The sequence below is a fragment of the Microbacterium sp. Y355 genome (assembly GCF_059445345.1).
The window spans coordinates 402955-427931 of sequence record NZ_JCAIUD010000002.1; the positions used below are offsets into that span (position 1 = coordinate 402955).

At 65.0% G+C, this 24977-nt stretch carries 23 protein-coding genes and 1 riboswitch; of the genes, 18 read left to right on the plus strand and 5 right to left on the minus strand.

Annotated elements, in window-relative coordinates:
* Positions 1-6 precede the first annotated feature (6 nt).
* Genes AC1C2O_RS18995 through AC1C2O_RS19005 form a run of 3 tightly spaced genes read right to left on the minus strand, consistent with a single transcriptional unit; the run spans position 7 to position 2823 of the window.
* Positions 7-813 carry a class I SAM-dependent methyltransferase gene (locus AC1C2O_RS18995; RefSeq protein ID WP_495432138.1) on the minus strand — a complete coding sequence of 269 codons (807 nt, stop codon included), beginning with the start codon at positions 811-813 and terminating at the stop codon, positions 7-9.
* Entirely contained in the window at positions 701-2053 is a 1353-nt protein-coding gene (locus AC1C2O_RS19000) for a hypothetical protein (RefSeq protein ID WP_495432139.1), read from the minus strand. Before AC1C2O_RS19000 ends, AC1C2O_RS18995 begins: the two co-directional genes overlap by 113 nt.
* A complete protein-coding gene (locus AC1C2O_RS19005) occupies positions 2050-2823 on the minus strand; it encodes an ABC transporter ATP-binding protein (protein WP_495432140.1) in 774 nt (257 codons plus the stop codon). Before AC1C2O_RS19005 ends, AC1C2O_RS19000 begins: the two co-directional genes overlap by 4 nt.
* 124 nt (positions 2824-2947) lie before the next feature.
* On the opposite strand from AC1C2O_RS19005, the gene AC1C2O_RS19010 reads away from it, so the two are divergent.
* The 15 genes from AC1C2O_RS19010 (at position 2948) to argH (ending at position 19199) form a co-directional block, all read left to right on the plus strand.
* Positions 2948-4240: a sensor histidine kinase gene (locus AC1C2O_RS19010; RefSeq protein ID WP_495432142.1), complete on the plus strand. Its 1293-nt coding sequence runs from the start codon at positions 2948-2950 to the stop codon at positions 4238-4240.
* Positions 4218-4868 carry a response regulator transcription factor gene (locus AC1C2O_RS19015; protein ID WP_495432143.1) on the plus strand — a complete coding sequence of 217 codons (651 nt, stop codon included), beginning with the start codon at positions 4218-4220 and terminating at the stop codon, positions 4866-4868. The genes AC1C2O_RS19010 and AC1C2O_RS19015 overlap by 23 nt, the downstream gene beginning before the upstream one ends.
* A 65-nt stretch (positions 4869-4933) precedes the next feature.
* Positions 4934-6217, plus strand: coding sequence for an HNH endonuclease signature motif containing protein (locus AC1C2O_RS19020; RefSeq protein WP_495432144.1), 1284 nt, complete (start codon positions 4934-4936; stop codon positions 6215-6217).
* A 69-nt stretch (positions 6218-6286) separates the two neighbouring features.
* A complete protein-coding gene (locus AC1C2O_RS19025; RefSeq protein WP_495432145.1) occupies positions 6287-6847 on the plus strand; it encodes a pyridoxine/pyridoxamine 5'-phosphate oxidase in 561 nt (186 codons plus the stop codon).
* Between the two features lie 42 nt (positions 6848-6889).
* Positions 6890-7324 (plus strand): cupin domain-containing protein, encoded by a 435-nt coding sequence (locus tag AC1C2O_RS19030; RefSeq protein ID WP_495432147.1) that lies wholly within the window; start codon positions 6890-6892, stop codon positions 7322-7324.
* 2 nt (positions 7325-7326) lie between these two features.
* A complete protein-coding gene (locus AC1C2O_RS19035) occupies positions 7327-8034 on the plus strand; it encodes a DUF402 domain-containing protein (protein ID WP_495432148.1) in 708 nt (235 codons plus the stop codon).
* 75 nt (positions 8035-8109) lie between these two features.
* A riboswitch (TPP riboswitch) is annotated at positions 8110-8205 on the plus strand.
* Positions 8196-9041, plus strand: coding sequence for a hydroxyethylthiazole kinase (thiM, locus tag AC1C2O_RS19040; protein ID WP_495432149.1), 846 nt, complete (start codon positions 8196-8198; stop codon positions 9039-9041). Its footprint overlaps the riboswitch before it by 10 nt.
* The gene (locus AC1C2O_RS19045) at positions 9038-11173 is read left to right on the plus strand and encodes a bifunctional hydroxymethylpyrimidine kinase/phosphomethylpyrimidine kinase (protein ID WP_495432150.1); all 2136 of its coding nucleotides are present in this window, start codon (positions 9038-9040) and stop codon (positions 11171-11173) included. Before thiM ends, AC1C2O_RS19045 begins: the two co-directional genes overlap by 4 nt.
* A gap of 250 nt (positions 11174-11423) precedes the next feature.
* Positions 11424-12467: an N-acetyl-gamma-glutamyl-phosphate reductase gene (gene argC, locus AC1C2O_RS19050; RefSeq protein WP_495432151.1), complete on the plus strand. Its 1044-nt coding sequence runs from the start codon at positions 11424-11426 to the stop codon at positions 12465-12467.
* On the plus strand, positions 12464-13621 hold the full coding sequence (argJ, locus tag AC1C2O_RS19055) for a bifunctional glutamate N-acetyltransferase/amino-acid acetyltransferase ArgJ (protein WP_495432152.1): 1158 nt from the start codon (positions 12464-12466) through the stop codon (positions 13619-13621). The genes argC and argJ overlap by 4 nt, the downstream gene beginning before the upstream one ends.
* Complete coding sequence (gene argB / locus AC1C2O_RS19060; RefSeq protein WP_495432153.1) at positions 13618-14535, plus strand: acetylglutamate kinase; 918 nt, start codon at positions 13618-13620, stop codon at positions 14533-14535. Before argJ ends, argB begins: the two co-directional genes overlap by 4 nt.
* The gene (locus tag AC1C2O_RS19065; protein ID WP_495432154.1) at positions 14532-15749 is read left to right on the plus strand and encodes an acetylornithine transaminase; all 1218 of its coding nucleotides are present in this window, start codon (positions 14532-14534) and stop codon (positions 15747-15749) included. The genes argB and AC1C2O_RS19065 overlap by 4 nt, the downstream gene beginning before the upstream one ends.
* Positions 15746-16669, plus strand: a complete 924-nt coding sequence (gene argF / locus AC1C2O_RS19070; RefSeq protein ID WP_495432155.1) for an ornithine carbamoyltransferase — start codon at positions 15746-15748, stop codon at positions 16667-16669. The genes AC1C2O_RS19065 and argF overlap by 4 nt, the downstream gene beginning before the upstream one ends.
* Positions 16670-16679: 10 nt before the next feature.
* Complete coding sequence (locus AC1C2O_RS19075) at positions 16680-17759, plus strand: heparan-alpha-glucosaminide N-acetyltransferase domain-containing protein (protein ID WP_495432156.1); 1080 nt, start codon at positions 16680-16682, stop codon at positions 17757-17759.
* A gap of 9 nt (positions 17760-17768) precedes the next feature.
* Positions 17769-19199: an argininosuccinate lyase gene (gene argH / locus AC1C2O_RS19080; RefSeq protein ID WP_495432158.1), complete on the plus strand. Its 1431-nt coding sequence runs from the start codon at positions 17769-17771 to the stop codon at positions 19197-19199.
* A gap of 51 nt (positions 19200-19250) precedes the next feature.
* Here argH and AC1C2O_RS19085 read toward each other — a convergent pair whose 3' ends face one another.
* Positions 19251-19823, minus strand: a complete 573-nt coding sequence (locus tag AC1C2O_RS19085) for a DUF1349 domain-containing protein (protein ID WP_495432159.1) — start codon at positions 19821-19823, stop codon at positions 19251-19253.
* An 89-nt stretch (positions 19824-19912) separates the two neighbouring features.
* Here AC1C2O_RS19085 and AC1C2O_RS19090 point away from each other — a divergent pair, with 89 nt between their 5' ends.
* Genes AC1C2O_RS19090 through AC1C2O_RS19100 form a run of 3 tightly spaced genes read left to right on the plus strand, consistent with a single transcriptional unit; the run spans position 19913 to position 23208 of the window.
* On the plus strand, positions 19913-21079 hold the full coding sequence (locus AC1C2O_RS19090; RefSeq protein ID WP_495432160.1) for an ATP-binding protein: 1167 nt from the start codon (positions 19913-19915) through the stop codon (positions 21077-21079).
* 13 nt (positions 21080-21092) lie between these two features.
* Positions 21093-22394: a tyrosine--tRNA ligase gene (gene tyrS, locus AC1C2O_RS19095; protein WP_495432161.1), complete on the plus strand. Its 1302-nt coding sequence runs from the start codon at positions 21093-21095 to the stop codon at positions 22392-22394.
* Positions 22395-22398: 4 nt separating this feature from the next.
* Positions 22399-23208: a DUF4184 family protein gene (locus AC1C2O_RS19100; RefSeq protein WP_495432162.1), complete on the plus strand. Its 810-nt coding sequence runs from the start codon at positions 22399-22401 to the stop codon at positions 23206-23208.
* On the opposite strand, the gene AC1C2O_RS19105 is transcribed toward AC1C2O_RS19100, so the two are convergent.
* A complete protein-coding gene (locus tag AC1C2O_RS19105) occupies positions 23159-24478 on the minus strand; it encodes a CoA transferase (protein WP_495432163.1) in 1320 nt (439 codons plus the stop codon). The two genes, AC1C2O_RS19100 and AC1C2O_RS19105, sit on opposite strands and share 50 nt — an antisense overlap.
* Positions 24479-24977: the final 499 nt, after the last annotated feature.

The window sequence follows — 24977 nt, forward strand, 5'->3', positions numbered from 1 at the left end:
GCACCCTCAGTGCGGCGCGTCGTAGACCAACGAGTACCGCCAGAAAAGTCTGCGACGGATTCGTGATCCGGGTAGGAATCGGGCAGCTTCAGCACGTATCTCCGCAAGCGATTCTCGTGCGGGCGCGGTGGGAGCGGTCATGCCTTCGGGAACGACACGTGCGCGTCGGGGATGCTTCATCAAGCCCATCGCCGGATTGAGCACGAGGGCACCGAGCGAGACCAGATGATCAGTTCCCGTTGCTTCGCGATAGCACCCCAGAATCACGAGGCGGCCACCGGGGTTGAGCCTCGAAGCGAGGTTCCTCAACGTGTCCTGAAGCGGCAGATGGTGCAGCACGGCGACAAGCGTGATCGCGTCGTATCCTTCGCCTGGGTCGAGTTGTTCGAAGGACTCCTGCCTGATCGTGACGGCACCGTTGCCTACGAATCGTCCGGTCGCAATCTTCGCTGTGGGTTCGTGCGGTTCCAAGCCCGTGATCGTGTCTACCCAAGGCACTAATCGAGTCACGAGGTTCCCGGTTCCGCACCCGATGTCAAGAACGTTTTGAGCTTCGCTCGACCTCACCTGACGTGCGACCCACGGACCGTAGAAGTCGTTGTGGCTCCAAGGATGATTGGAATTTAGGCGATTAAGCCAAACAAGGACTCTCACCGTGTCAGCGTACCGAGAGAGCAAGTCCGGAGGATCTGGACGCTGCTCACGCCGCGGCGAGCTGGCCGGCGACGGGTTCCCTGAGACGCGCGAGACCAGGCAACACAGTCGCGGATGCTGTGAGCACCAGACCGAGCGCAGCCAGCAGCGAAGCGGCACCGAGATCGACCACGGGGACCGCCGGAATGAACCGAGCCAGCGCCGTGGCCGCCACGACAGCGGTGCCGACAAGGACGAGGACGGTGAGCAGACACGCTGTCACGACATGAATCACGCCCTGCCACAGCGCTGAGGCGAGCACGGTTAGTTCGGTCGCTCCGCTCGCGCGCAGTAGTGCCTGCTCAGCGCCCTGAGTGCGGTTGCTCATGAAGATCACCACGGCTGCGCCGACCGTTCCGAGCAGCACGGGGCCGCCGACCAGCAGCATCACCTGCATGATGTCCAGATCGAAGTTGCCTCCGAGGCCGGCGGCATCTATGGCGGCGCTCGTCGTGGCAGACATCGTCATGAGACCGCCCAGCAACGAAGCGCCGACGAACAGTGGAGTGATCGACGCGGTGCTGCGACTCAGGTGGTAACGCGCCTGATGGCGAGCGAGATACCACGACGTCGAGACCCGGGCCGGGATGATTGCGGTCCAGCCCCGCAGAACGAGCGGATACAGCACAGGGCCTGCGGCAGCCACGATAACCATCAGAAACGCCGGGAGCAGTGGCAACTGCGAGATGACGGTGCTGCGCGCCTCAGCCCGAAGCGGAGCGATGACCCCAGCTCCTGCAGCGAAGAGCACGATGAGGAAGAGTGCCCATCGCCACCACCGCATCCGCTTCGCCTGCGGTTCGGGATCGCGTAGTGCCGCCAACGGGGGCGTGCGCCCGGCGGAAACTGCTGCGCGCAATCCGCCCAGGAGCGTGACGATGACGGTGAGCGGAATGACGATACGGGCAGTGAACATCCCGGGGGTAATCGTGGCATCGGCCCACCAACTGGTGTCCTTGGCGAAGACGGCGTTCAGGAACGCGGGAACGATCGGAATCGATACGGCAAAACCGAGGACTCCGCCGATGAGACCCATGCACGCCAGCTGCACGAGTACAACGCTCGACGTCTGTGCGGGCCCGACACCGCTCAGCTGCCAGCGCGCGTACACGGGCCGATGGAGGTCGACAGCAAGGCGTGCGACTGCGGCGATCACGATCGCACCACCGGGGATGTTGAACATGAGCAAAACCGACAGGAAGCTTGTCGATGCCGCGAAAATCTCGCCACCTTCGCGTAGCCCGCGCTCCAGCATCGCGATGGCGACTGAGAACGCCAGCGCGGTGATGGCGGTCACGGCGATAAGTCCTGCCCAGCTCGCCCATCCGCGTCGCAGCTCTGCCCACAGCAGCCGGGTCATGCGACTGTTCCGGCGCTGATCCCTGCGTCGATCGGCGCCTGCATGACGGACAGGATCTCTGATGCCGTGGCGTGAACCAGCTGCGCTACGATCACCCCATCGCGCAATACGAGAGTGCGGTCGGCGCGGGCCGCGGCATCCAGATCATGAGTCACCAGAACGACGCTGCGATCACCGCTCGCGTGCTCGCGCAGCAGATCCAGCACCTGCACACCCGTCGCCGTGTCCAAAGCCCCGGTGGGCTCATCCGCGAACACGAGATCCGGCTGTGCGGTGAGCACGCGTGCGATGGCAACCCGCTGCTGCTGACCGCCGGAAAGCGCCCCGGGCAGCTTCCTGCCATGATCCGCCAGCCCGACGGCGGCCAGCGCTGCCTCCACATCCGGTGTTCGACGACGCGCCAACCGTGCAGGCAACGCCACGTTCTCGCGCACAGACAGAGAAGCGATGAGGTTGTAGCTCTGGAAGACAAAGCCGATCCGGTCGCGGCGCATCCGCGCCAGATGCGCAGAAGAGAGGTCGTCGATGCGTTGTCCACCGACAGTGATCTCGCCACTGTCGATGCGCTCGAGCCCTGCCAGACAGTAGAGCAGTGTCGACTTGCCGGATCCGCTTTGGCCGACGATGCTCAGCATCTCGCCGGGTGCGACATCGACGTCGATGCCACGCAGTACCGGCACATCGGGACCGCCACGGACGGCGAAGCTCTTGGTCACGCCGTGGGCATGCAGAGCAGGGGCAGCGGGTAGTGGCTGGTGCGTCTGTGTCATGCATCCAGTCCATTCCATGCCCGGCATGAGCACACCCGCCTGCGGCCCCTGAACGGGGTAGACCTGGCGCTACCTTCGTGCCGCAACGTGCGGAAAGAACCTTGCGGATGCATAGGCTGAAAGCATGCGCGCATCGACGATCTGGCAGGGACTCATGCTGCCGCCATGGCGCTTCGTCATCTCGCGCTGGTCGTGGTTGGCGCTCGTGCACGTCATACTCACCGCCGCATTGTTTCTGATTACGCTGCCCGTCGTCGCAGTGACGGTGATCGCATTGCCGCTGTGGGCGATCCTGCTCGCTGCTCTCGAAAGACGTCGCCTCAGGATGCTGGGCGCCCCACGTCGTGGGAGCGGACACGTGCGCGTCCCACGTGAAGAACGTCACAACTGGTTGAACATCCGGCTCACGGAACCGGCCACCTGGCGGGAGACCGCGGCGCTGGTCGCCGGACTCGTGATCGGGGCCCTCTCGCTGGCCCTGCTTCTCCTGCAGTTTGTGGCCGTCGCAATACCGATCGCGCTCGCAGTGTTGGGTTACACCCGTCCGCCCGCTGAGGTGAACCTTTTCGAGGATGTCTGGCTCTCCGTTGGTGCGGAGAACTGGTGGCACCCGTTGCTGTGGTTGCCGCTAATCCTCCTGATCATGGCCTATGCGAATGCTGCGCTCGCCGCATTGCATGCGAGTGCAATCGGGTGGCTCATCGCACCACGTTCGGCGGAGATCGACTTCCGTGTCGCTCAGCTCACCCGTTCGCGTGAGGCCATCGTGGTAGCGCATGAAACCGAGCGTCGGCGTATCGAGCGCGATCTGCACGACGGAGTCCAGCAGGAACTCGTCGGCATTGCGGCGCGGCTCGGCCTGCTCGAGTTGGAGCTCGCCTCCCACGACCTAGATGCTGCGAACCGGGCGCTGCGCACAGCACAGGACCAGACCGAGCGCGCGCTTGCGACTCTGCGAGAGACAGTACGTGGGATTCACCCCGCCGTGCTCACCGACCACGGGCTTCCGAGTGCGCTCGAAGAACTGGCAGGGCGCAGCACCCTGCTGCTACAGATCACGGACAACGGATTTCCTCGGCTGTCGCCCGCAGCCGAGGCCGCGGGGTACTTCCTGGTGTCAGAAGCGCTGACCAACGCCTCGAAACACACTGTCGCCTCGAGGGTCACAGTCGAGCTCGGCGCCGACGCGGGCGTTGCATATGTCTCGGCGATGGACGACGGGCACGGAGGTGCGGATGCGGAGCGCGGATCGGGGATCTCCGGGCTCGAAGGACGGGCAGAGTCTCTCGGAGGAACATTGACGCTGACCAGTCCAACAGGCGGCCCGACGGTGCTGCGCATGGAACTGCCGATTGCCGGCGCTGCGGATCTGGGCAGTCAGGAAGGGGACGCGTATGCGAATCCTCCTCGCCGATGACGCAACGCTGCTGCGGGAGGCGCTGGGTGCACTGCTGGAACGACTCGGGCACGAGATCGTGGCTACGGCATCCGATGCTCCGGAGCTGCTGCGCGCCTACGCCGCCCTCGTGGCCCCACCCGAACTCGTCATCACCGACGTACGGATGCCTCCGGATGGCACAGACGATGGCCTGCGCGCGTCCCTTCAGATCAGAGCAGCGCATCCTGCGCAGCCCGTGCTCGTGCTGTCGCAATACGTCGCCGACCGCTACGCCAGGGAACTGCTCATGCTCCCTGAGGGTGCGGTCGGGTACCTGCTCAAGGAGCGTGTGAACCGTGTCGCAGACTTCGATCGGACGCTGACAACCATTGCCGGTGGCGGAACGGTCATCGACCCGGAGGTCACCAGGCATCTCCTGCGCACAGGGTCATCGGGACCGCTGGATGCCCTCACTCCGCGCGAGCGCGAGGTGTTGGCGCTGATGGCGGAAGGTTTCTCGAACGGTGAGATCGCATCGACGCTATTCCTCAGCGACGCGGCAGTGCGTAAGCACGTCGGCAACATCTTCGCCGGGCTGGGTCTGAGCCCGGCGGATGAGAATCGCCGCGTGCGCGCGATCTTGTTGTTCCTGCAGAATCGGGTCTGAGATATTCGAATTTATATTCGAAACTAGCCTTGCCAGAATGGGTTCGTATATTCTAAACTAGAGTTATGGACTCCTGGTTCGACGATGTGGATGACCGGCCCCACGACGCCGCGTTCATCGTCGAGTCTGTGCTTGATGATCTGCAGTGTGCTGACATCGACCTGAATCGTCAGGCGGCGAGTCGGGCTGCGCGTATTGCGGATGCCGTTGCTCTCGCACGTCGCAACCCTGAGTTGTATGCGCTGACAACGGACCGTGATGCAGTGGCGGTCGCCGAGCGAGGAGCGATCTTCGATATCGCGTTGAGACTGAAGAGTTCAGACGACTATGTGCGCGGGCAGTTGCATGTTGCAGAGCAGGCGCAGTCACATCTGCCGACGCTGTGGCGCAATGCGCGTGACGGGTTCGCTTCGATGTATCTCGTCTCGCATACTGTCGGTGCGCTGTTGAAGGTGCGTGCTCCGGCGCACAGCACAGAGTTCGAACGCGAGGCCGAACGAGACGCCTGCCGTCGGATCGATGAGGCGACCGCGGAATGGGCATTGACCTGTGCCCCCGCCCTTTTCATGCAGCGGTTGCGAAGGTTGGTCGACAAACTCACACCCGAAGACCCGAGCGTCCGCCATACCAGGGCGTTGCGTGACCGGAGGGTGAGCCTAGGTCACCGGGATGAGGGCATGACCTGGTTTGGTGTGCTGATGTCCACCGAGGATGCCGTCGCTGCGTACCAGCGTGCGGATACGAAAGCGAAGAAGCTGCAGATGCATCCGAACGAGTGCCGTACTCGGGCGCAGATTCGGGCAGATCTGTGCGCGGAGTGGCTGTGCGGGATCGGCACCGATACGGCGGTGCAGACCAAGGTGTTTGTCACGATCCCTGTCCAGTTGCTCTCCGGCGATGCGACCGAGATCGCATCGCTTCCTGAGCCGCAGGCCGAGCTCGTCGGCTATGGGCCGCTCGACGCGTTGACGGCGAAGCAGATCTTCCTCGACACTGGGGTGTTCCGCAGAGTGATCATTGACCCGATCGACAGCATCGTGCTCGATATGGAACGACGTAGCCGCCGAGCAACGTCGGCGCAGAAAGAATGGCTGATCCTGCAACATGGTACTTGCTCCCGAGACGGATGCACACGACTGGCGCAGCAGTCAGACATCGATCACGAGATCCCATGGGCGCAGGGCGGCAGAACCAATATCGAAGAGCTGCGCCCATTGTGCCCACGCGATCATGTGAATCGACATCTCACCCGGGCCGTCTACCGAAGCCGGCCCGATCGTACAGTCGAAGTCACCACACCGACTGGTCATCGCACCAGACCACCAACTCCTGCAACTCCACCCTTCTAAGCGCGGTTCTTGGCGCGGTGTACGCGTGTCCTTATCGGCGGACGCTGAATGATCCGAAAGGATGACGGCATGTCACAAAACTCTGTCGCCGAATGGTTGCGCGCCCAGCCTGCGCTGACCGGAACCGCTCCACCACTCGACGAAGACTCTTTCGGTGACGATCCTGCGGCGATGTTTCTGGCGTGGATTCACGACGCCGCAGCGCGCGGCGTTCCCGAACCGCAGGCGGCCACATTGGCGACCGTCGACGCCGAGGGCATTCCCGATGCACGCGCACTCAGCCTGAAGGACGTCAGCGAAAAGGGGTGGGGCTTCGCCGGATCTCGAGACTCACGAAAAGCCGCCCAGTTGGCAGCGCGGCCGGTGGCGGCGATGAACTTCTGGTGGCAGCCCGTGCTTCGGGCGGTGCGCGTGCGCGGCACAGTCGTCGAGGCATCAGAGCAGGATAGTGCGGCCGATCTCGCAGCCCGCTCGCCTGCTGCGCGCGAGGGCATCCTCCCCGGCGAGTGGGTGCTGTGGCGTATCGTCCCCACCCGCATCGAGTTCTGGCAGGGTTCAGTGGATCGCAATCACACGCGCATCGTCTATGAGCGCGCGGGCGATGCATGGTCGCGAACCCCTGTCGCGTGAAGCCCAGTACACCCACGACGAGAATCAGCGGAAGGCCGCCCCATGAGTGACTACGAAGTGACCGAGATCGGTGCCCCAGACCAGTGGCGCGACCACTTCGGTGGTTTTGTGCCGGCACGTTCACGTGACGGCAGACGTGTCGTCGACCACGAACTGGCGATGCAGTACATCGGCATGACCGCCAATGCCCTCGTTCCTGGGGAGGAAGCCGGCTACTGGCACACGCACAGCACAGCTGAGGAGCTCTACGTATTCCTTGAGGGCCTCGGCCAGATGGGGCTCGACGACGATGTCGTCGACGTCGGCCCTGGTTCCACCATCCGCGTCGGCCAGGGAGTATGGCGCACCTGGCGTGCTCGTCCCGACAGCCCAGGTGAACTGCGCTGGCTCTGCATCCGTGCGGCGGGAGAAGAGCTTCCGCACCTTCCGGATGATGCCACTCGCGATCCTGAACGCCCGATGCCCTGGACCGACTGATCGTGACGGTTCCGCGCGCCACCGCGCCCACAGCTCCAGCCGAGGCCCGCGAGCTTGGCGCCCAGCCCTTCCTCGCGCCGGGCGCGCAGATTGACTGGCACTACCGCAAGCCTCGCTGGCAGAAGGGTGACGTCTCGAACGTCGCACCGATGCGGGTGGTGCGTGATGACGAACGAGGGATCGTCGCCTGGCTCGCTCCCGGGGCGAAGCTCGAGGGAATGGGAGCGCCAGACGGGCAACGCATCCGCACCGTGCCGCTGGCCGAGCGCTGGCTCGTTGAACGCACCCGAATCGTCGAGGAGTGGTGGGGAAACGGCGTGCTGCGGATCGCGCCCGCTGGCATGCCGTGGTCTGTCTGGCTGTTTTGGAGTGAGACAAGCGGAGACGAGTGGACGTTTGCCGGCTGGTACGTGAACCTCGAGAACGCACACCAGCGCACCGACGCGGCGACCTACTCATCGGACCACGTCCTCGACGTCGAGATTGGCTTCGACGGCGAGATCGGGTTGAAAGACGAGGATGAGCTCATCGAAGCGGTCATCCAGGGACGCCTATCAGCCGCGGATGCTGCGCAGATCGAAAAGCATGCGGATGCGGCGATCGCATCCTTCCACGCGGGCGACTGGCCATTCGAGCGATCCTGGACGACATGGCGACCGGATGCCGAGTGGACGACGCCCACGCTCTCGTGGATCGGCGAAATTTCTTAATCGAGCTTCCTGATCGCGGCACTCGACCAGGACCATCGCTCCCCGACCACGCCGGGTGCGCTCCGCTAGACTCCGAGCAGTGACACGGGGTGCCGCCACAGGGCGGCTGAGAGCACACCCGTCGAACCTGATCTAGTTCGTACTAGCGAAGGGATGTCGCATTGAGCGATCTTCTGCGTCCACCGTCCACCACCCTCGTCGAGGACGCAGCTCGCCTGCTGACGTCCCTGCGGGCTGAACCTCCACTCACCCACTGCATCACGAACACCGTCGTGACCGGTTTCACCGCAAACGTGCTGCTGGCAATCGGCGCAGCGCCCGCGATGGTCGACATCGTGGGGGAGAGCGAGATGTTCGCCGGCATCGCCTCTGGCGTACTGCTGAATCTCGGCACCCCGACGCCAGAGCAACGAGACGCGTGCCGCGAGGCGGCGGCCGGAGCCGTGGCCGCCGGCACGCCATGGGTGCTCGACCCCGTCGCGATCGGCGCACTGCCGGTTCGCACGGCGCTGGCTCATGAACTCGCAGAACGGCGCCCGTCGGCGATCCGTGGAAACGCCTCGGAGATCCTCGCCTTGGCTGGCATGACAGCCGGAGGCCGGGGAGTGGATGCCACCGACACGACGGATGCTGCATCCGACGCCGCTCGTGCCCTCGCCCAGCGCTTCGGGAGCGTCGTCGCAGTATCGGGACCCGTCGATCTCATCACCGATGGTGAAGAGATCATCCGCATCGCGAACGGTCACGAGCTGCTCACGAAGGTGACCGGCGGTGGCTGCGCCCTCGGCGCCGTCATGGCAGCCTTCCTCGGCGCTGCCCGCACCGCCGACGTGTCTATGCTCAGGGCCGTCGCCTCGGCGAGCCTCGTATACACGATTGCCGCAGAACACGCGGCGGAGAAGTCTCACGGACCAGGGAGCTTCGCGGTGGCACTGCTCGACGCGCTCGCCGCGCTCACACCCGAAGACATCGCGTCCGCGGCGCGACTCGGAACGGATGAGCCATGAACGTCGACCTTTCGGTCTACCTCGTCACTGACCCCGACCTGTGCGGCTCGCGCGGGGTCGTGGAGACCGTGAGACGCGCGGTCGCCGGCGGTGTGCGCTTCGTGCAGTTGCGCGACAAGACGGCAACGGATGCCGACATCGTCGAGCAACTGCTGGAGCTTTCCCGCGTGATCGATGGGCGCGCGTTGCTTGTCGTCAACGACCGGCTGGACGCTGCAGTTGCGGCGAGGGAGAGGGGAGCACGGGTAGACGGCGTCCACCTCGGGCAAGCGGACGCCTCTGTGCTGCGTGCCCGCGAGCTCCTCGGGCCCGATGCAATCATCGGTCTCACCGCGAACACCCTTGAACACCTCGACGCCGTGCGCGCCCTCCCTGCCGGCACGGTCGACCACCTCGGCGTCGGGGTCATCCACCCGACCAGCACGAAACCTGATCATCCACCGGCACTGGGCATCGACGGCTTCCGGGCCTTCGCGACGGCGAGTCCGTTGCCGTGCGTCGCGATCGGTGGCGTCGGCCTCGACGACGTCGCGGCGCTGCGCGAAGCCGGAGCAGTCGGAGTCGCCGTGGTCTCGGCGCTGTGTGCAGCCGATGATCCGCGCGCGGCGGCGCAGATCTTCCGCCAGCGGTGGCGGGGAAAGACAGTGCCGCGTGTGCTCAGCATCGCGGGCAGCGACCCCTCCGGCGGTGCAGGCATCCAGGCCGATCTCAAGTCCATCGCAGCCAACGGTGGCTACGGGATGGCGGTGATCACCGCGCTCACCGCGCAGAACACGCAGGGAGTTCGAGCAGTGCACGTGCCCCCGACGGACTTCCTGCGCGCGCAGCTGGACGCGATATCGGACGACATCGAGATCGACGCCGTGAAGATCGGGATGCTTGCGGGTGCAGAGGTCATCCGCACCGTCATCTCCTGGCTCGTGGAGGTGCGCCCGCCTGTCGTTGTTCTCGACCCGGTCATGGTCGCCACCAGCGGAGATCGTTTGCTGGACGCCGAGGCGGAAGCCGCGCTTGACGATCTGCTGCGATATGCGGATGTGATCACTCCGAACCTTCCCGAACTGGCCACACTCACGGGCCGAGACAGCATCGACGACTGGGCGGAAGGCATCGCCGTCGCACGCGAACTGGCCGAGCGCACCGGGGCGGCGGTGCTTGTGAAGGGCGGTCACCTGACAGGAGACGAGGCACCAGACGCGCTCGTCGGCGCCGGTACTGTGCACGAGTTCCCCGGCACGCGCATCGACACCACGAGTACACACGGCACCGGATGTTCGCTTTCCGCAGCGCTCGCCACCAGGCGTGGTCTTGGTGAAGAGTGGCCGGAGGCCGTGGCATCCGCTCGCTCCTGGCTGCGTGAATCGCTCAGGGCTGGTGCTGATCTCGACGTCGGGGGAGGACACGGTCCTGTGCATCACTTCGCCGGGCTCTGGGAGCGCGGCGGTCTGCAGACTCGCCCCACAGTGCAAGAACTCACCGCCGAATGGTGGGACGCCACCGCTCAGGTGCGTGCCGACATCGACGAGTTGCCGTTCATCCGCGCACTCGCTGACGGCACCCTCAGGCAGGACGTGTTCCTGTTCTATCTCGCGCAGGATGCTCTGTATCTGCGTGAATACGCCAGGATCCTCTCCGAGGCCGCGCGGCTGGCGCCCACCTCCGCGGAGCAGGCGTTCTGGGCGCAGTCCGCACACGGCGCCATCGCTGGGGAAATCGAACTACACGCGTCCTGGCTCACCCCAGCGCAGGGTGTCACACACGACACCTTCGTTGCCGAACCAGCGGCGGCGACCATCGCGTATCTCGATCATCTGCGGGCGGCCGCCCACTCCGGGAACTATGCAGAACTCATCGCGGCGGCGCTTCCGTGCTTCTGGCTGTACACCGACCTCGGCCAGCGTTTGCACGCGGGGGAGTTCGGCGCGTACGCGCAGAGCGCGGAGCATCCATACGCGTCCTGGCTGGCCACGTACGCCGATCCCGCGTTCGAGGATGCCACTGGTCAGGCGATCGCATATGTGGCTGCTGCGGCGACGACGGTCACTTCTGACACCCGCGCTCGGATGCGGACGGCTTTCGAGGCTTCGGCTCGGCATGAGCTGGCTTTCTTCGCCGCGCCGACCGGATCGTGAGGCCTACCTGACGCATGTGCGATTTGCGGATGCCATAGCCGCGGGTCTATTCTCGCCACATGTCTTCGGCTGCATCCGCTTCACCGACGCTCGCTCCGAGCGTCGTCGTGGTGCGCCGACGCCGCAGCCGTCTGGGCGGCCGCCGACTCTAGGCGACCCCGTGTTCCCCGAACGCCGATCTTCGGCTTTGCGGGTCGAGCACCGGTGTCGCCGCCTTCGGCCCACCACTCCAGACCGTTAAGGTAGAAGAATGACGTATACCGTCGCCGTCTCCGGCGCATCCGGCTATGCGGGCGGCGAGATCCTGCGCCTGCTCGCGAGTCACCCTGACATTGAGATCCGCACCGTGACCGCGCATTCCAACGCCGGCCAGCCGCTCATCCAGCACCAACCGCACTTGCGTTCACTCGCGCACCTGACTCTGCAGGACACCACCCCCGAGATCCTTGCTGGCCACGACATCGTCTTCCTCGCGCTTCCGCACGGCCAGTCCGGCCAGTACACGGATGCCCTGGACGATGTGCCGCTCATCATCGACGCGGGTGCAGATCACCGCCTGACCTCGCAGGCTTCCTGGGACGCCTTCTATGGTGGGCACTTCCATGAGCCATGGGCATATGGCGTGCCGGAGCTGATCGACAATGGTGTGAAGCAGCGCGAGCACCTACGTGATGCGAAGCGCATCGCCGCCCCTGGCTGCAACGCATCCACGGTGAGCTTGAGCCTCGCACCGGGAGTCGCTGCAGGTGTCATCGACCCGAGCGACATCGTCTCGGTGCTCGCGGTCGGGCCTTCGGGCGCAGGTAAGAGCCTGAAGACCAACCTGTTGGCCAGTGAGGTCCTGGGCTCCGCCAACCCCTACGCGGTCGGCGGCACGCACCGGCACATCCCCGAGATTCAGCAGGCGCTCGCCGCAGCAGGTGCCGACAGCGTGCGCATCTCCTTCACGCCCGTTCTTGTGCCGATGGCGCGGGGCATCCTCGCCACGTCCACGGCGCCGATCATGCCGGGCGTCTCCGACGCCGAGATTCGCGCAGCGTGGGAGAACGCATACGGCGACGAGACCTTCGTGCAGCTGCTGCCGGAAGGCCAGTTCCCTCGCACCGCCGACGTCATCGGCGCCAACACAGCCCTCATCGGACTCGCCATCGACCGCGGCGCGAACCGCGTCACCGTCGTCACAGCGGTCGACAACCTCGTCAAGGGCACCGCCGGTGCGGCTATCCAATCCATGAACCTCGCGCTTGGTCTTCCCGAAGACCGTGCCCTCTCACTGAACGGAGTCGCCCCGTGAGCGTCACTGCACCTCAAGGATTCGAAGCGGCCGGCGTGGTCGCAGGGCTCAAATCGACAGGGAAGCCCGACCTCGCTGTCGTCGTGAATCGTGGTCCGCGCAAGATCGGCGCCGCTGTCTTCACCAGCAACCGCGCCAAGGCGAACCCCATCATCTGGTCACAGCAGGTGATCGCCGACCGCACAGTGGAAGCGATTGTGCTGAACTCCGGCGGCGCGAACTGCTTCACCGGTAGCTTCGGCTTCCAGACCACGCATCAGACCGCCGAGAAGGCCGCCGAGTTGTTGGACGTCAGCGCCGGCGACATCCTGGTCTGCTCCACTGGTCTCATCGGCACCGGCGATGACGTCTTCCGTTCCAGGGTCCTCTCCGGCACCGAGCAGGCGATTGCCGAGCTCAGCGCCGAGGGTGGAGACCTTGCCGCCCAGGCGATCATGACGACAGATACCGTCGTCAAGACCGCCGTGGTCTCGCGTGACGGTTGGACGATCGGAGGCATGGCGAAGGGCGCGGGGATGCTGGCACCGGGCCTTGCGACGATGCTCGTCGTCATCACGACCGACGCCGACCTCGAAGCGCTCGAAGCCGACACCGCGCTTCGCCGTGCCACTGGCCAGACCTTCGACCGGCTCGACTCTGACGGCTGCATGTCGACCAACGACCAGGTGACGCTGCTTGCCAACGGCGCGAGCGGCATCCGCCCTGATCTCGACGATTTCGCGGCAGCGCTGACCGAGCTCAGCGATCAGCTCGCGATCAAGCTGCAGGGTGATGCCGAGGGGTCGAGCCACGACATCACGATCCGTGTCACCAACGCGATCAGCGAGCAGGAGGCCGTGGAAGTCGGCCGCTCCGTCGCTCGAAACAACCTCTTCAAGGCGGCGATCTTCGGCAACGACCCGAACTGGGGCCGCGTGCTTGCCGCGATCGGCACGACCAATGCCCAGTTCGACCCGTACAACGTCGACGTCTGGATGAACGGCGTGCGGGTCTGCAGCGAGGGCGGACCTGACCGGCCCCGTGAGGAAGTCGACCTCACCCCGCGCGCCACCGACCTGCTGATTGACCTCCAGGTGGGCGAGGCCGAGGCCACGATCCGCACCAACGACCTCACGCACGATTACGTGCATGAGAACAGTGCGTACGCCTCATGACCGACATTCAGGACACACCGCCCGACGTCGCTGCCGAGAAGGCCACGACGCTCATTGAGTCGCTGCCGTGGCTGAAAAAGTTCCGCGATCAGATCGTCGTCGTCAAGTACGGCGGCAACGCGATGGTCTCGGATGCACTGCAAGAGGCGTTCGCGCAGGACATCGCGTATCTGCGCTACGTCGGCGTGCAGCCGGTCGTCGTGCACGGCGGTGGGCCGCAGATTTCGAGCATGCTCGATCGCCTTGCGATCCCCAGCGAGTTCAAGGGCGGATACCGGGTCACCAACACCGAGGCGATCAGCGTTGTGCGTATGGTGCTCACCGGCCAGGTGAACCCGCAGCTCGTTGCGAAGATCAACTCGCACGGTCCGATCGCGACCGGTCTGAGCGGTGAGGACGCCGGCCTATTCGGTGGACGTCGCCGCGGCGTCGTGATCGACGGTGAGACGGTCGACCTCGGTCGCGTCGGAGATGTGGTGCAGGTCGATCCGACCGCGGTGCTCGATCACCTGGCGGCGGGCCGTATTCCGGTGATCTCCAGCATCGCGCCCGACCTTGATCACCCAGGTCAGTCGTTGAACGTGAACGCGGATGCCGCGGCATCCGCTCTGGCTATCGCACTGAATGCACGCAAACTGGTCGTCCTCACCGACGTGGCTGGGCTGTATGCGGACTGGCCCAACCGGGACTCACTCGTCTCGCACTTGACGTCCGCGCAACTCACCGAGATGCTGCCGACGCTGGAATCGGGAATGATCCCGAAGATGCGCGCATGCCTGGATGCCGTCGAAGGCGGAGTGGATGCGGCGGCCATCATCGATGGACGCGTGCCGCACTCGGTGCTCGTAGAGCTCTTCACAAGCAAGGGAATCGGAACACAAGTGGTACTCGGAAATTCGGGGGTGACGGCATGACCGTCTGGCAGGAAGAAGCAGCACGAGATCTGGTGCTCAATGCGGGCGACCGGTTGGCGTTGCTGACCCGCGGCGAAGGCTCTTATCTGTGGGACGGTGACGGCAAGCGACACCTTGACTTCCTCGCTGGCATCGCGGTGACTTCGCTCGGCCACGCACATCCGGTGTTTGTCGAGGCGATCTCGAAGCAGGCCGCAATCCTCACGCACGTGTCGAACTACTTCGCCACGCCGCCGCAGCTCGAACTCGCTGCGCGCCTGAAACGCTTGGCGGGCGCTGGCATCGACGGGCGGGTGTACTTCTCGAACTCGGGCGCTGAGGCAAACGAAGCGGCTTTCAAGCTTGCCCGCCTGCACGGCGGCGCCGAGCGCCCCCGCATCATCGCCCTCGAGAGCGCGTTCCACGGACGCACCATGGGCTCGCTCGCGCTCACCGCGAAGAAGGCGTATCGAGAGCCCTTCGAGCCGATGCCCGGAGGCGTCGAGCACATCCCCGCCACGATCGAGGCGCTAGAGGCTGCGCTGGATGAACGTGTCGCAGCTGTCTTCGTCGAGCCCATTCAGGGAGAGGCCGGCGTCGTCGAACTGCCGGCGGGTTACCTCGCCGCAGCACGTTCGCTCACGTTGAAGCACGGCGCGCTGCTGATCGTTGACGAGATTCAGACCGGTGCTGGACGCACCGGAGACTGGTTCGGGTTCAATCACGAGGGCATCACTCCAGACGTGATCACCCTCGCCAAGGGCATCGGTGGCGGCTTCCCGATCGGTGCGCTCGTCACCTACGGTGGGGCAAGCGCCCTGTTCACGCCCGGGTCCCACGGGTCGACCTTTGGCGGCAATCCCTTGGGTGCCGCCGTCGCGAACGCGGTTCTCGCCGAGATCGAGAACGCGGGGCTTGTGAAGAACGCCGCCGTGCGCGGTGCGCAGCTGCGTGCTGTGATCGAGGGCCTCGGCTCTGAGTTGGTCGACGAGGTCCGCGGACGCGGACTGCTGATCGGTGTGGCGTTTAATGCTCCCGTCGCCGGTGCCATCGTCGCCGCAGCCCAGGAGCGCGGCCTCATCATCAACGCCGCGAACTCGAGCACGGTGCGCCTCGCACCAGCCCTCAACATCGGCGACGCCGAGATCGAAGAATTCCAGACGCTGTTCTCCGCAGCCCTCGCCGACGTTCAGGCGAGCTTTGCGGCATCCGAAACCGGAAAGGTACCCGCATGACCCGCCACCTGTTGCGTGACGATGACCTGACCTCGGCCGAGCAGGCCGAGATCATCGACCTCGCTGTCGAACTGAAGAAGGACCGCTGGGCTGACAAAACGCTCGCAGGCCCGCAGACCGTCGCGGTCATCTTCGACAAGTCATCCACCCGCACCCGTGTCTCGTTCGCCGTCGGTATCGCCGACCTCGGTGGAACGCCCCTGATCATCTCGACTGCGAGCAGTCAGCTCGGCGGTAAGGAGACCCCGTCCGACACTGCTCGCGTGCTCGAGCGTCAGGTCGCCGCTATCGTGTGGCGCACCTATGCGCAGGCTGGGCTTGAGGAGATGGCCAAGGGCACACGCGTGCCAGTGGTCAATGCGCTCTCTGATGACTTCCACCCGTGCCAGCTGCTCGCCGACCTGCTGACGATCCGTGAGCACAAGGGTGAGCTCAAGGGCCTGACCCTGACGTTCTTCGGCGATGGCGAGAGCAACATGGCGCACTCCTATGCGCTTGCCTGCGTAACGGCCGGCATGCACGTACGGATCGCATCGCCGGAGTCGTACGCTCCGCGCGCCGATGTCATTGCGGACGCCGACCGCCGCGCTGCCGAGACCGGCGGTTCGATCACCCTGTTCACCGATCCCGTCGAGGCTGCCGCCGGTGCGGACGTCATCGTCACCGACACCTGGGTGTCGATGGGCAAGGAAGAGGAGAAGCTCGCGCGCATCCGCGATCTCGGTGCGTACAAGGTCACCGCGGAGACGATGAGTCTCGCTGACCCGGAGGCGATCTTCATTCACTGCCTCCCGGCCGACCGCGGCTACGAGGTCGACTCCGAGATCATCGACGGCCCGCAGAGCGTCGTCTGGGACGAGGCAGAGAACCGTCTGCACGCCCAGAAGGCACTTCTGGTCTGGCTGCTTCGGCAGAGCTGATCCCCCAACGATGCGAGCGGGATGGCCAGCAAAGCACTGGCGTCGTCTGAACGGTCCTGCTCGCATCGCGGGCATCGATCTGGCGCGCGGTCTTGCCGTCGTCGGGATGTTCGCAGCCCACCTGTTGCTGATCGCCGATGGATTCGTCTGGACCGATCCCTCCACCTGGATGGCGGTCGTCGACGGTCGGTCGTCGATCCTGTTCGCGACTCTCGCTGGTGTCTCCATCGGATTGGTGACCGGTGGGCGCACGCCGCTGCCCACCAAAACGATGACTGTCGCACGCTGGAAGCTTGTGTTGCGCGCGCTCATGCTCTGGGTGCTCGGCGTGCTGCTGATCCTCACCGGTGTGCCGGTGTACGTGATCCTGCCCGCCTACGCGATCCTGTTCCTGATCGCGCTGCCGTTCACCGGCCTATCCGCGCGCACGCTGCTGTGGATCGCAGCGGGGTCGGGCATCGTGATGTCGTTCGTGCAGCCGGTGCTTGCTGGGCTGCCGATCGACGGCGAAGTCGACGCCATGCTGGGGTGGCACTACCCGTTCACGGTATGGATCGCGTTCGTGCTTGCGGGCCTCGGTGTCGCGCGAGCGGGAGTGATGCGACTCGTCGTGCAGGTGCGGATGCTGTTCGGGGGAGCGGCACTGGCAGCGGTTGGCTACACACTGGCGGCCCTGCCGGCGCCGCAGGACGACACGTACTGGTCAGCGGTGTGGACGGCCGATCCACACTCCTCCGGCTTGTTCGAGGTCATCGGCTCGGGCGGCTTCGTCATCGCGGTGATCGGCGGGTGCCTTCTGCTGTGTCGCCTGCGTGTGGTGAAGGCGGTCACTTTGCCGCTGCGCGCGACCGGGGCTATGCCGCTGACCGCCTATACGGTTCAACTGCTCGTCTGGGCAGTGGTGGCGCTGGCGACGCTGGGTGACACGAGCGACTTCTTCGGGTTCGTGGCGCTCGAGCCGTTCTGGCCGCTCACGCTCGGAACGATTCTGGGATGCACGGCGTGGGCGCTGCTGATCGGCCGTGGTCCGCTGGAGTGGTTGCTCGAGAGAGCGACCAGAGCCGTCGGGCCCAGCCCGGTGCGCCGCTAGGCTGGAACCATGAGCGAGGCGAAGAACGACGGCACGAACGAGGGCGCACTCTGGGGTGCACGATTCGCAAGTGGGCCGTCGCCCGAGTTGGTGGAGCTCAGCCGCTCCACGCACTTCGACTGGATCCTCGCGCCCTACGACATCGCCGGCTCGCACGCACACGCTAAGGCGCTTGCCGCAGCCGGTTACCTTGAGGCAGACGAAGAGCAGCGGATGCACGCGGGCCTGGATGCCGTCGCACGAAAGGTAGCCGACGGCACACTGCGCCCGGCACCCTCGGACGAGGATGTGCACGGCGCCCTCGAGCAGGCGCTGATCGTCGAACTCGGACCTGAACTTGGTGGTCGCCTTCGTGCCGGCCGCAGCCGCAACGATCAGATCGCGACGCTCGTACGGATGTATCTGATCGATCACGCCAAGGTCATCGCCCGCGACATCCTGCGCGTCATCGATGCTCTTGTAGCGCAGGCTGAGGCGCACCCCGGTGCGATCCTCCCCGGTCGCACCCACCTTCAGCACGCGCAGCCCGTGCTGCTCGCGCACCATCTGCAGGCACATGCCTGGCCGCTCGTGCGCGAACTTGAACGCCTCGTCGACTGGCGCGTGCGCGCCGGAGTCTCGCCCTACGGCGGGGGAGCGCTCGCTGGCTCAACGTTGGGCCTTGACCCTGAGCTGGTCGCTCGCGAACTCGGGCTTGACCGCCCGGCGGAGAACTCGCTCGACGGCACCTCGGCGCGTGATGTGGTGGCGGAGTTCGCGTTCATCACGGCGATGATCGGTGTTGACCTGTCGCGCTTCGCTGAGGAGATCATCCTCTGGAACACGCGCGAGTTCGGATTCGTCACACTGCACGACAGCTACTCGACCGGGTCGAGCATCATGCCGCAGAAGAAGAACCCCGATATCGCTGAGCTGGCTCGTGGCAAGTCTGGTCGTCTGATCGGAAACCTGTCTGGTCTCATGGCCACGCTGAAGGGACTGCCGATCGCGTACAACCGTGATCTGCAGGAGGACAAGGAGCCGGTCTTCGACTCGGTGAACACCCTCGAGGTCGTGTTGCCCGCGTTCGCCGGCATGGTCGCGACGCTCACTTTCGACACCGCGCGCATGGCAGAGCTCGCCCCGCAGGGCTTCTCTCTCGCGACGGATGTGGCCGAATGGCTCGTCAAGCGCCGCGTCCCGTTCCGCGATGCGCATGAGATCTCCGGCGCCCTGGTCAAGGCCTGCGAACTGCGCGGGATCGGTCTGGAGGATGCCTCGGATGAGCTGCTCGCCGAGGTCTCGCCGCACCTCACGCCCGAGGTGCGCGAGGTGCTGAGCATCGAAGGTTCGGTGGCGTCCCGCACCGGTGCCGGTGGCACAGCACCCATCCGCGTCGCCGAGCAGCGGGCGGAACTCATCGCTCGCGCCCAGTCTGCTGTGCACGCCCTGGGGCTGTGACCGACTGACCGCACTTAGTGCAGCGCGGTCTCCTAATTCAGTGCGCAGTCCTTAGTGCAGCGCGGAGTCTGCGGAGCTCCGCTCCCAACGGGTGAAACGCACGACGAGGCCTGCACGTGCGGGGGCTGCGAGGAACGGACCTGCGGATGCCGCGGCATCACCGGCGAACGGGGCCACGCGCACGAGCCGCCACTCGCCGGCATCCGCGCGGGCACGCACGATGAGCGCATCCTTCCACCTGCTCACCCGCACGGTGATCTCCGCGTCGCGCCATTCGTCGACGAACCCGACGGACCAATCCGAGCGGATGTCGGTGACGACTGCGCCGAGTCCCAGATGCCCGTCGGCGAACTCCAGTCCTGCCTTCATCCAGTGCTCATCGTCGATCTGGACGAAGACACCGGCCTGATCGAACTGGCCATCCCACGGGGCGCGGAACGAGACTTCCATCGCGTCTCCGACCGCCAGGGGAGAGAGCAGAGCATGGGCGTTCTCATGCACGAATCCGTATGCTGTGTGTCGCCAGGCGTCGCTGCCCTCGATGGCTGTAACCTCCAGGTGCGTGCCATTGTCCGTGCTCGAGGCGGGCGGGGTGGTCCAGATTCCATCTGTCCAGGCGATCATGCTCGCCACCCTAGCGCCATTGCCGTTCGACAGATACTTTGAGATACTTGGGTCGAAGTATCCCGAAGTATCCTTCCTCTGGAGCACCGATGCAGCCGAGTCCATACACCCCAGGAGAGATCGCACGCGCTGTACCAGGGCGCGGTGAGCTGATCGAGGAATTCACCGAGCGGCTCTCGCTCATGATCGACCTCCAGAGGCTGATCGGTCGGGTTCACGTCGCGTTCGGCGAACGAGGCATCGGTAAGACATCTCTGCTGCGGGCATATCAACGTCTCGCAGAAGAACGTGAAGCGCTCTGCATCTGGGTCACGGCCGGAGAACAGGGCGGACTGGTCGCACAGATCATCGACGGCATTCGCGAAGCCACCAGCTCATGGCCGCAAGTGGCAGCATCCGCGATCCGTGAACACCTCGACGAGCTGACGGTGACGATCGGCGTACCGGGTGTCGCCTCCGTCAGCGCCAAGGCAAAGGCCGCGACCACTACCGAGACCGTCGGCGCACGCGCGCTCGAGAAGCTGATCCGCGCGACTGCGGAGGACCGCAAGCGCGTGAAGGCCCTCGTGCTGTTCATCGACGAGGTGCAGTCGGCCGATGCCGAAGGAATCCGGACTCTCGCCTATGCCTGGCAGCACTTGCAGGCAGAGCATCCGGATATTCCAGCGGCGGTATATGCCGCAGGTCTTCCTAATGCTCCGGAGCAGATCGCTGACGCCGTCACCTTCAGCGAACGCTTCGCGTATCGCCCGTTGGAGATGCTGTCTGTCGGCGCGCAGGTGGCCGCACTGCGCGACCCCGCGGCGGAATTGAAAGTCACATGGGAGTCGGATGCGCTCGAGCGGGCTGCCGAGCTCGCCGCCGGATATCCCTACGCGGTGCAGCTCTATGGCGACGCCGCGTGGGTCGCGGCAGGACGACCGGATGCCGGTGGCACGATCACCAAGCGCAATGTGAAGACGGCACGTGCGAGTGTCGACCGCGACCTCCGAAACCTCTTCGCCGCGCGCTGGGCAAACACCACACCGAATCAGCGACGCTTTCTCGTCGTGGTCGCCTGGTTGCAGGAGAAGGAAGAGACCGTCGACCGGGCCGACCTGGCTGAGGTGTTGGATGTATCCTCCCGCAGCCTCTCCTCAGTACGCGCTCGCCTGATCGCAAAAGGCCTGATCCGCTCAGAGGGGCATGGCAGAGTAACCATTCCCGTGCCCGGGTTCGCCGGGTACATCCGTGAGTTGGAGGAGGATCCGCGCTGATAGCCTGGAGCGCGTGTCGAATTCTTCTCTGACGACTGCCGCCCCGGCGATCGATCCCACGTTCGAAAACGTGTGGGACGAGATCGTGTGGCGTGGCCTCGTCCACGTGTCCACTGACCAGGAGGCGCTGCGCGCCCTTCTCGGCGGGGACCCGATCACGTATTACTGCGGATTCGACCCGACGGCACCGAGCCTGCACCTGGGCAACCTCGTGCAGCTTCTTCTTCTTCGTCGTCTGCAGCTCGCCGGACACAAGCCACTCGGCCTCGTCGGAGGCTCTACCGGTCTCATCGGTGACCCCCGGCCGACGGCCGAGCGCACGTTGAATACACCGGAGACCGTCGCGGAATGGGTCGGGCGCCTGCGGACGCAGGTCGAGCGCTACCTCAGCTTCGAAGGCGAGAACGCCGCCCGGATCGTGAACAACCTTGACTGGACGGCGCCGATGTCGGCGATCGACTTCCTTCGCGAGATCGGCAAGCACTACCGCGTCGGAACCATGCTCAAGAAGGATGCCGTCGCCGCGCGCCTCAATTCGGATGCCGGCATCAGCTACACCGAGTTCAGCTACCAGATCCTGCAGGGTATGGACTTCCTCGAGCTCTACCGGCAGTACGGTTGCGTGCTGCAGACAGGTGGGTCCGATCAGTGGGGCAACCTCACCAGCGGCACTGACCTCATTCGTCGCGTCGAGGGGGAGTCGGCGCACGCGATCGGCACCCCGTTGATCACCAACGGCGATGGCACCAAGTTCGGCAAGAGTGAGGGCAACGCGATCTGGCTGGATGCCGAGATGTGCAGCCCGTACCGGATGTACCAGTTCTGGCTCAGCACAGCTGATGCCGACGTCATCGAGCGTCTGAAGATCTTCACTTTCCTCACGAGAGCCGAGATCGAAGAGTACGCGGCACTCGTTGAGTCGGAGCCGTTCCGTCGTGCTGCGCAGAAGCGCCTTGCCCTCGAGGTCGTCGCCACCGTGCACGGAATTGACGCCACGGCAGCCGTGATCGCGGCATCCGAGGCACTATTCGGCCAGGGCGATTTGGCTGCGCTGGATGCTGCGACTCTGCGTTCAGCGCTTGAAGAGCTGCCCAACGCGACAATCTCGGCCGGAACCACGGTCGTCGACGCGCTCGTCGCGACCGGACTCGTCGCGAGCCTTTCCGAGGCACGACGCGCGATCGCCCAGGGCGGTGTCTCGCTTGACGGAGCACGCGTTGAAGATGACGCTGCCGTTGTGCACGCAAGCCTGCCGGGTGGTGTATCGGTGCTGCGTCGAGGCAAGAAGACTCTCGCGGGCGTCTTCCTGGGCTGAATTCGTGCCGTTCACACCGAGCCATGCCGTGGTGGCGCTGCCGTTCCTGCGCACTCCGTTGGTTCCCGCCGCCATCGCGATCGGAGCGATGACGCCGGATCTGCCGCTCTTTCTGCGCGGCTTCGGAGTGACGTACTCGTTCACGCACACCTACGCGAACATCCTCTGGACGATGGTGATCGCGTTTGGCCTGTTCCTGCTCTGGCGGATCGTCCTGCGGCCGGCCGCTTCCGAGCTGTCGCCGGGATGGTTGGTACGCCGGCTCCCGTCCGATTGGGGGCTGACACCCGCGGATGCGATGAACGAGGCCCTGGGAATCGGGCGTCGTTGGTCGCACGTCCCATTGCTGGTGGTTTCGCTGCTGCTGGGCGTCGTTTCGCACATTCTCTGGGACGAGTTCACGCACGAAGGACGTCTCGGTCTGCAGCTCTTGCCCGCGCTGGCAGATCCGTGGGGGCCATTGCAGGGATTCAAGTGGCTGCAGTACGGCTCGAGCGTCGCGGGTCTGTTGATCATCGGTATCTGGGCACTGCTCTGGCTGCGTCGCAATGAGCCGCGCGGCGCCTGGGTGTACGTGCTTCCGACCTGGGTGCGCGTGTCGTGGTGGATCTCGCTCCCCGTCATCCTCATCGCATCTTGGGTGATCGGTTACTTCGTGTTCGGACCCTTCACGGAGGAGTTCACGATCCAGCATCTCGCCTATCGCGTGCTGCCGCAGGCCTGCGGGATCTGGGCGATGCTCACTCTCGCCCTGTGCGTGATCCTCACCACCGTGGGTCGTCGCGGCCCCACGCCTGGGGCGCCGAAAAACTGAACCCGGGCAGCACGGGTGCGGCAGTGATGAGCGAGTGGCCATCGACGCTGAAACGTTGGCTGTGCAGGGCCGGGTCGATCTCCCGTTCCGGTTGCGGAGCATCTCGACGCGGCATCCCGAGCAATTCAGCGGCGACGCGGCGCAACGAAGTGGCGATGTGCCACGTTCCTCCTTCGCGGGCGCGCCGGTCGAGCGCTGTGCAGACGGCCGCGGCGAGCAGATAACCGGCGCTGTGGTCGAGCGCCTGCGCAGGTAGTGCGCCGGGTCGCGTGCCGTCGGGCGATTCGATGAGCGCGATTCCGGATTCGGCTTGAACGAGACTGTCGAAGCCGGCGCGGTCTGGGTGATCGACGCCCCACGCGCTCAACTGAGCGATGACCAGTCCAGGGTGTCGTTCCGCGAGCTGGTCGGGGGAGAGGCCAAGACGCTCAAGCGCGACGGGGCGATAACCGAGCACGATGACATCCGCCTCATTCAGCAGTGCCGTCATCTGTTCGGAGCGTGCGTCGAGAAGAGTCGTCCGCTTGCCGTGGCCGGTATCGAGGTGCTGCCATTCCGGCTCCGGGATGTGGGGCGGATCGATTCGCAGCACGTCGGCGCCGAGTAAAGCGAGAGTGCGGGTGCAGACCGGGCCGGCAATGATCCGCGTGAGGTCGAGAACGCGGATGCCATCCAGTGGTGCTGGCTGAGCTGCCGCATCGGGAGTTCGCGTTGACGCCGTGGATCTTGTCGGTGTCCTTGGTCTTGTCAGCGTCCTGGGACTTGGCGCCTCGTCGCCGATGCGCCAAATCTCGACGAGGGGTCGCGATCGCAGCGCCGCGTCGTACTCCGGATTCTCGCGGGCGACAGCGACGGCCAGGCCTCCTGCGTGGGTGATGCGTTCGACGGATTCTCGAACGGATGCCGCAGCGAATGTCGCTCGTAGGTCATCGGCACTCGCACTCTCCGGCACCTCAAGACCGCGGCAGAGGGCGCGCGCATGATGCGGATAGTTGCCATGGGTACGTACCCAGCCGTCTTTCGTCTGCCAGAAACCGGAAAACGGCGACCACACGGATGGCTGCTCACCGTCAATGCGGAACAGCCGGTCGCTGCGGTACGCCATCGCGATGCGATCGGGGTCGAGCTCCGAAGGATGACTGATGCCAGCGGCGAGCAGAACCGACGCGACACTGGCCCATGCCAGATCTCCGGTAGCAAGAAGAGAAGGGAGAGCGACGGGCCTCCGAAAGGAATCCTCTGTATCCGCGCTGGTTGGGAGGGAATCCATGGCACGAGCGTACGCCTCAGCGTGCGGCTCTGAACGGAAAAGTCTCGTGACCTGGGGAGAAGTGTTCCTGTGTCGACTCGGACACGCCCGGGGGACTGCCATGATTTGCCCGACCTCTGGATCCCGCGTAAGTTATTACTTGTTCGCCCCACAGGGTTGAGACAGGGCCTCGGCTCAGCTCCCCTCAAGTAGCGGACCACCTCCCAACACAGAAGCTCACCTCGGTGAGAGTCTGGGTCGGGATGCTCTGTGGTTCCGCAGATCGCAACCGAGTTTCACTCGGATCGCTGATTTGACAAACGGATGCCACGGGGTAAGATAGAGAAGTTGTCCTGAAGCTTTCTGAGCTTCGAACAACTACTCGAATTTGGGTCTTGCGGCGTGTCGTTTTGACATGCTGTGTGGCTCAGGTAAGATTGAGAAGTTGCCCTGCGGGCCTGGTTGTGATGACTGGGTCGTGGGAGCATCCGATCCTTGAGAACTCAACAGCGTGCACTTG

Excerpts from the sequence above, each read along its gene's own strand:
- AC1C2O_RS19000 (WP_495432139.1), bottom strand. The coding sequence starts at position 2,053 with ATGACCCGGCTGCTGTGGGCAGAGCTGCGACGCGGATGGGCGAGCTGG.
- AC1C2O_RS19005 (WP_495432140.1), bottom strand. The coding sequence starts at position 2,823 with ATGACACAGACGCACCAGCCACTACCCGCTGCCCCTGCTCTGCATGCC.
- AC1C2O_RS19010 (WP_495432142.1), top strand. The coding sequence starts at position 2,948 with ATGCGCGCATCGACGATCTGGCAGGGACTCATGCTGCCGCCATGGCGC.
- AC1C2O_RS19015 (WP_495432143.1), top strand. The coding sequence starts at position 4,218 with ATGCGAATCCTCCTCGCCGATGACGCAACGCTGCTGCGGGAGGCGCTG.
- AC1C2O_RS19020 (WP_495432144.1), top strand. The coding sequence starts at position 4,934 with ATGGACTCCTGGTTCGACGATGTGGATGACCGGCCCCACGACGCCGCG.
- AC1C2O_RS19025 (WP_495432145.1), top strand. The coding sequence starts at position 6,287 with ATGTCACAAAACTCTGTCGCCGAATGGTTGCGCGCCCAGCCTGCGCTG.
- AC1C2O_RS19030 (WP_495432147.1), top strand. The coding sequence starts at position 6,890 with ATGAGTGACTACGAAGTGACCGAGATCGGTGCCCCAGACCAGTGGCGC.
- AC1C2O_RS19045 (WP_495432150.1), top strand. The coding sequence starts at position 9,038 with ATGAACGTCGACCTTTCGGTCTACCTCGTCACTGACCCCGACCTGTGC.
- argC (WP_495432151.1), top strand. The coding sequence starts at position 11,424 with ATGACGTATACCGTCGCCGTCTCCGGCGCATCCGGCTATGCGGGCGGC.
- argB (WP_495432153.1), top strand. The coding sequence starts at position 13,618 with ATGACCGACATTCAGGACACACCGCCCGACGTCGCTGCCGAGAAGGCC.
- AC1C2O_RS19065 (WP_495432154.1), top strand. The coding sequence starts at position 14,532 with ATGACCGTCTGGCAGGAAGAAGCAGCACGAGATCTGGTGCTCAATGCG.
- argF (WP_495432155.1), top strand. The coding sequence starts at position 15,746 with ATGACCCGCCACCTGTTGCGTGACGATGACCTGACCTCGGCCGAGCAG.
- AC1C2O_RS19075 (WP_495432156.1), top strand. The coding sequence starts at position 16,680 with ATGCGAGCGGGATGGCCAGCAAAGCACTGGCGTCGTCTGAACGGTCCT.
- argH (WP_495432158.1), top strand. The coding sequence starts at position 17,769 with ATGAGCGAGGCGAAGAACGACGGCACGAACGAGGGCGCACTCTGGGGT.
- AC1C2O_RS19085 (WP_495432159.1), bottom strand. The coding sequence starts at position 19,823 with ATGATCGCCTGGACAGATGGAATCTGGACCACCCCGCCCGCCTCGAGC.
- AC1C2O_RS19090 (WP_495432160.1), top strand. The coding sequence starts at position 19,913 with ATGCAGCCGAGTCCATACACCCCAGGAGAGATCGCACGCGCTGTACCA.
- AC1C2O_RS19105 (WP_495432163.1), bottom strand. The coding sequence starts at position 24,478 with ATGGATTCCCTCCCAACCAGCGCGGATACAGAGGATTCCTTTCGGAGG.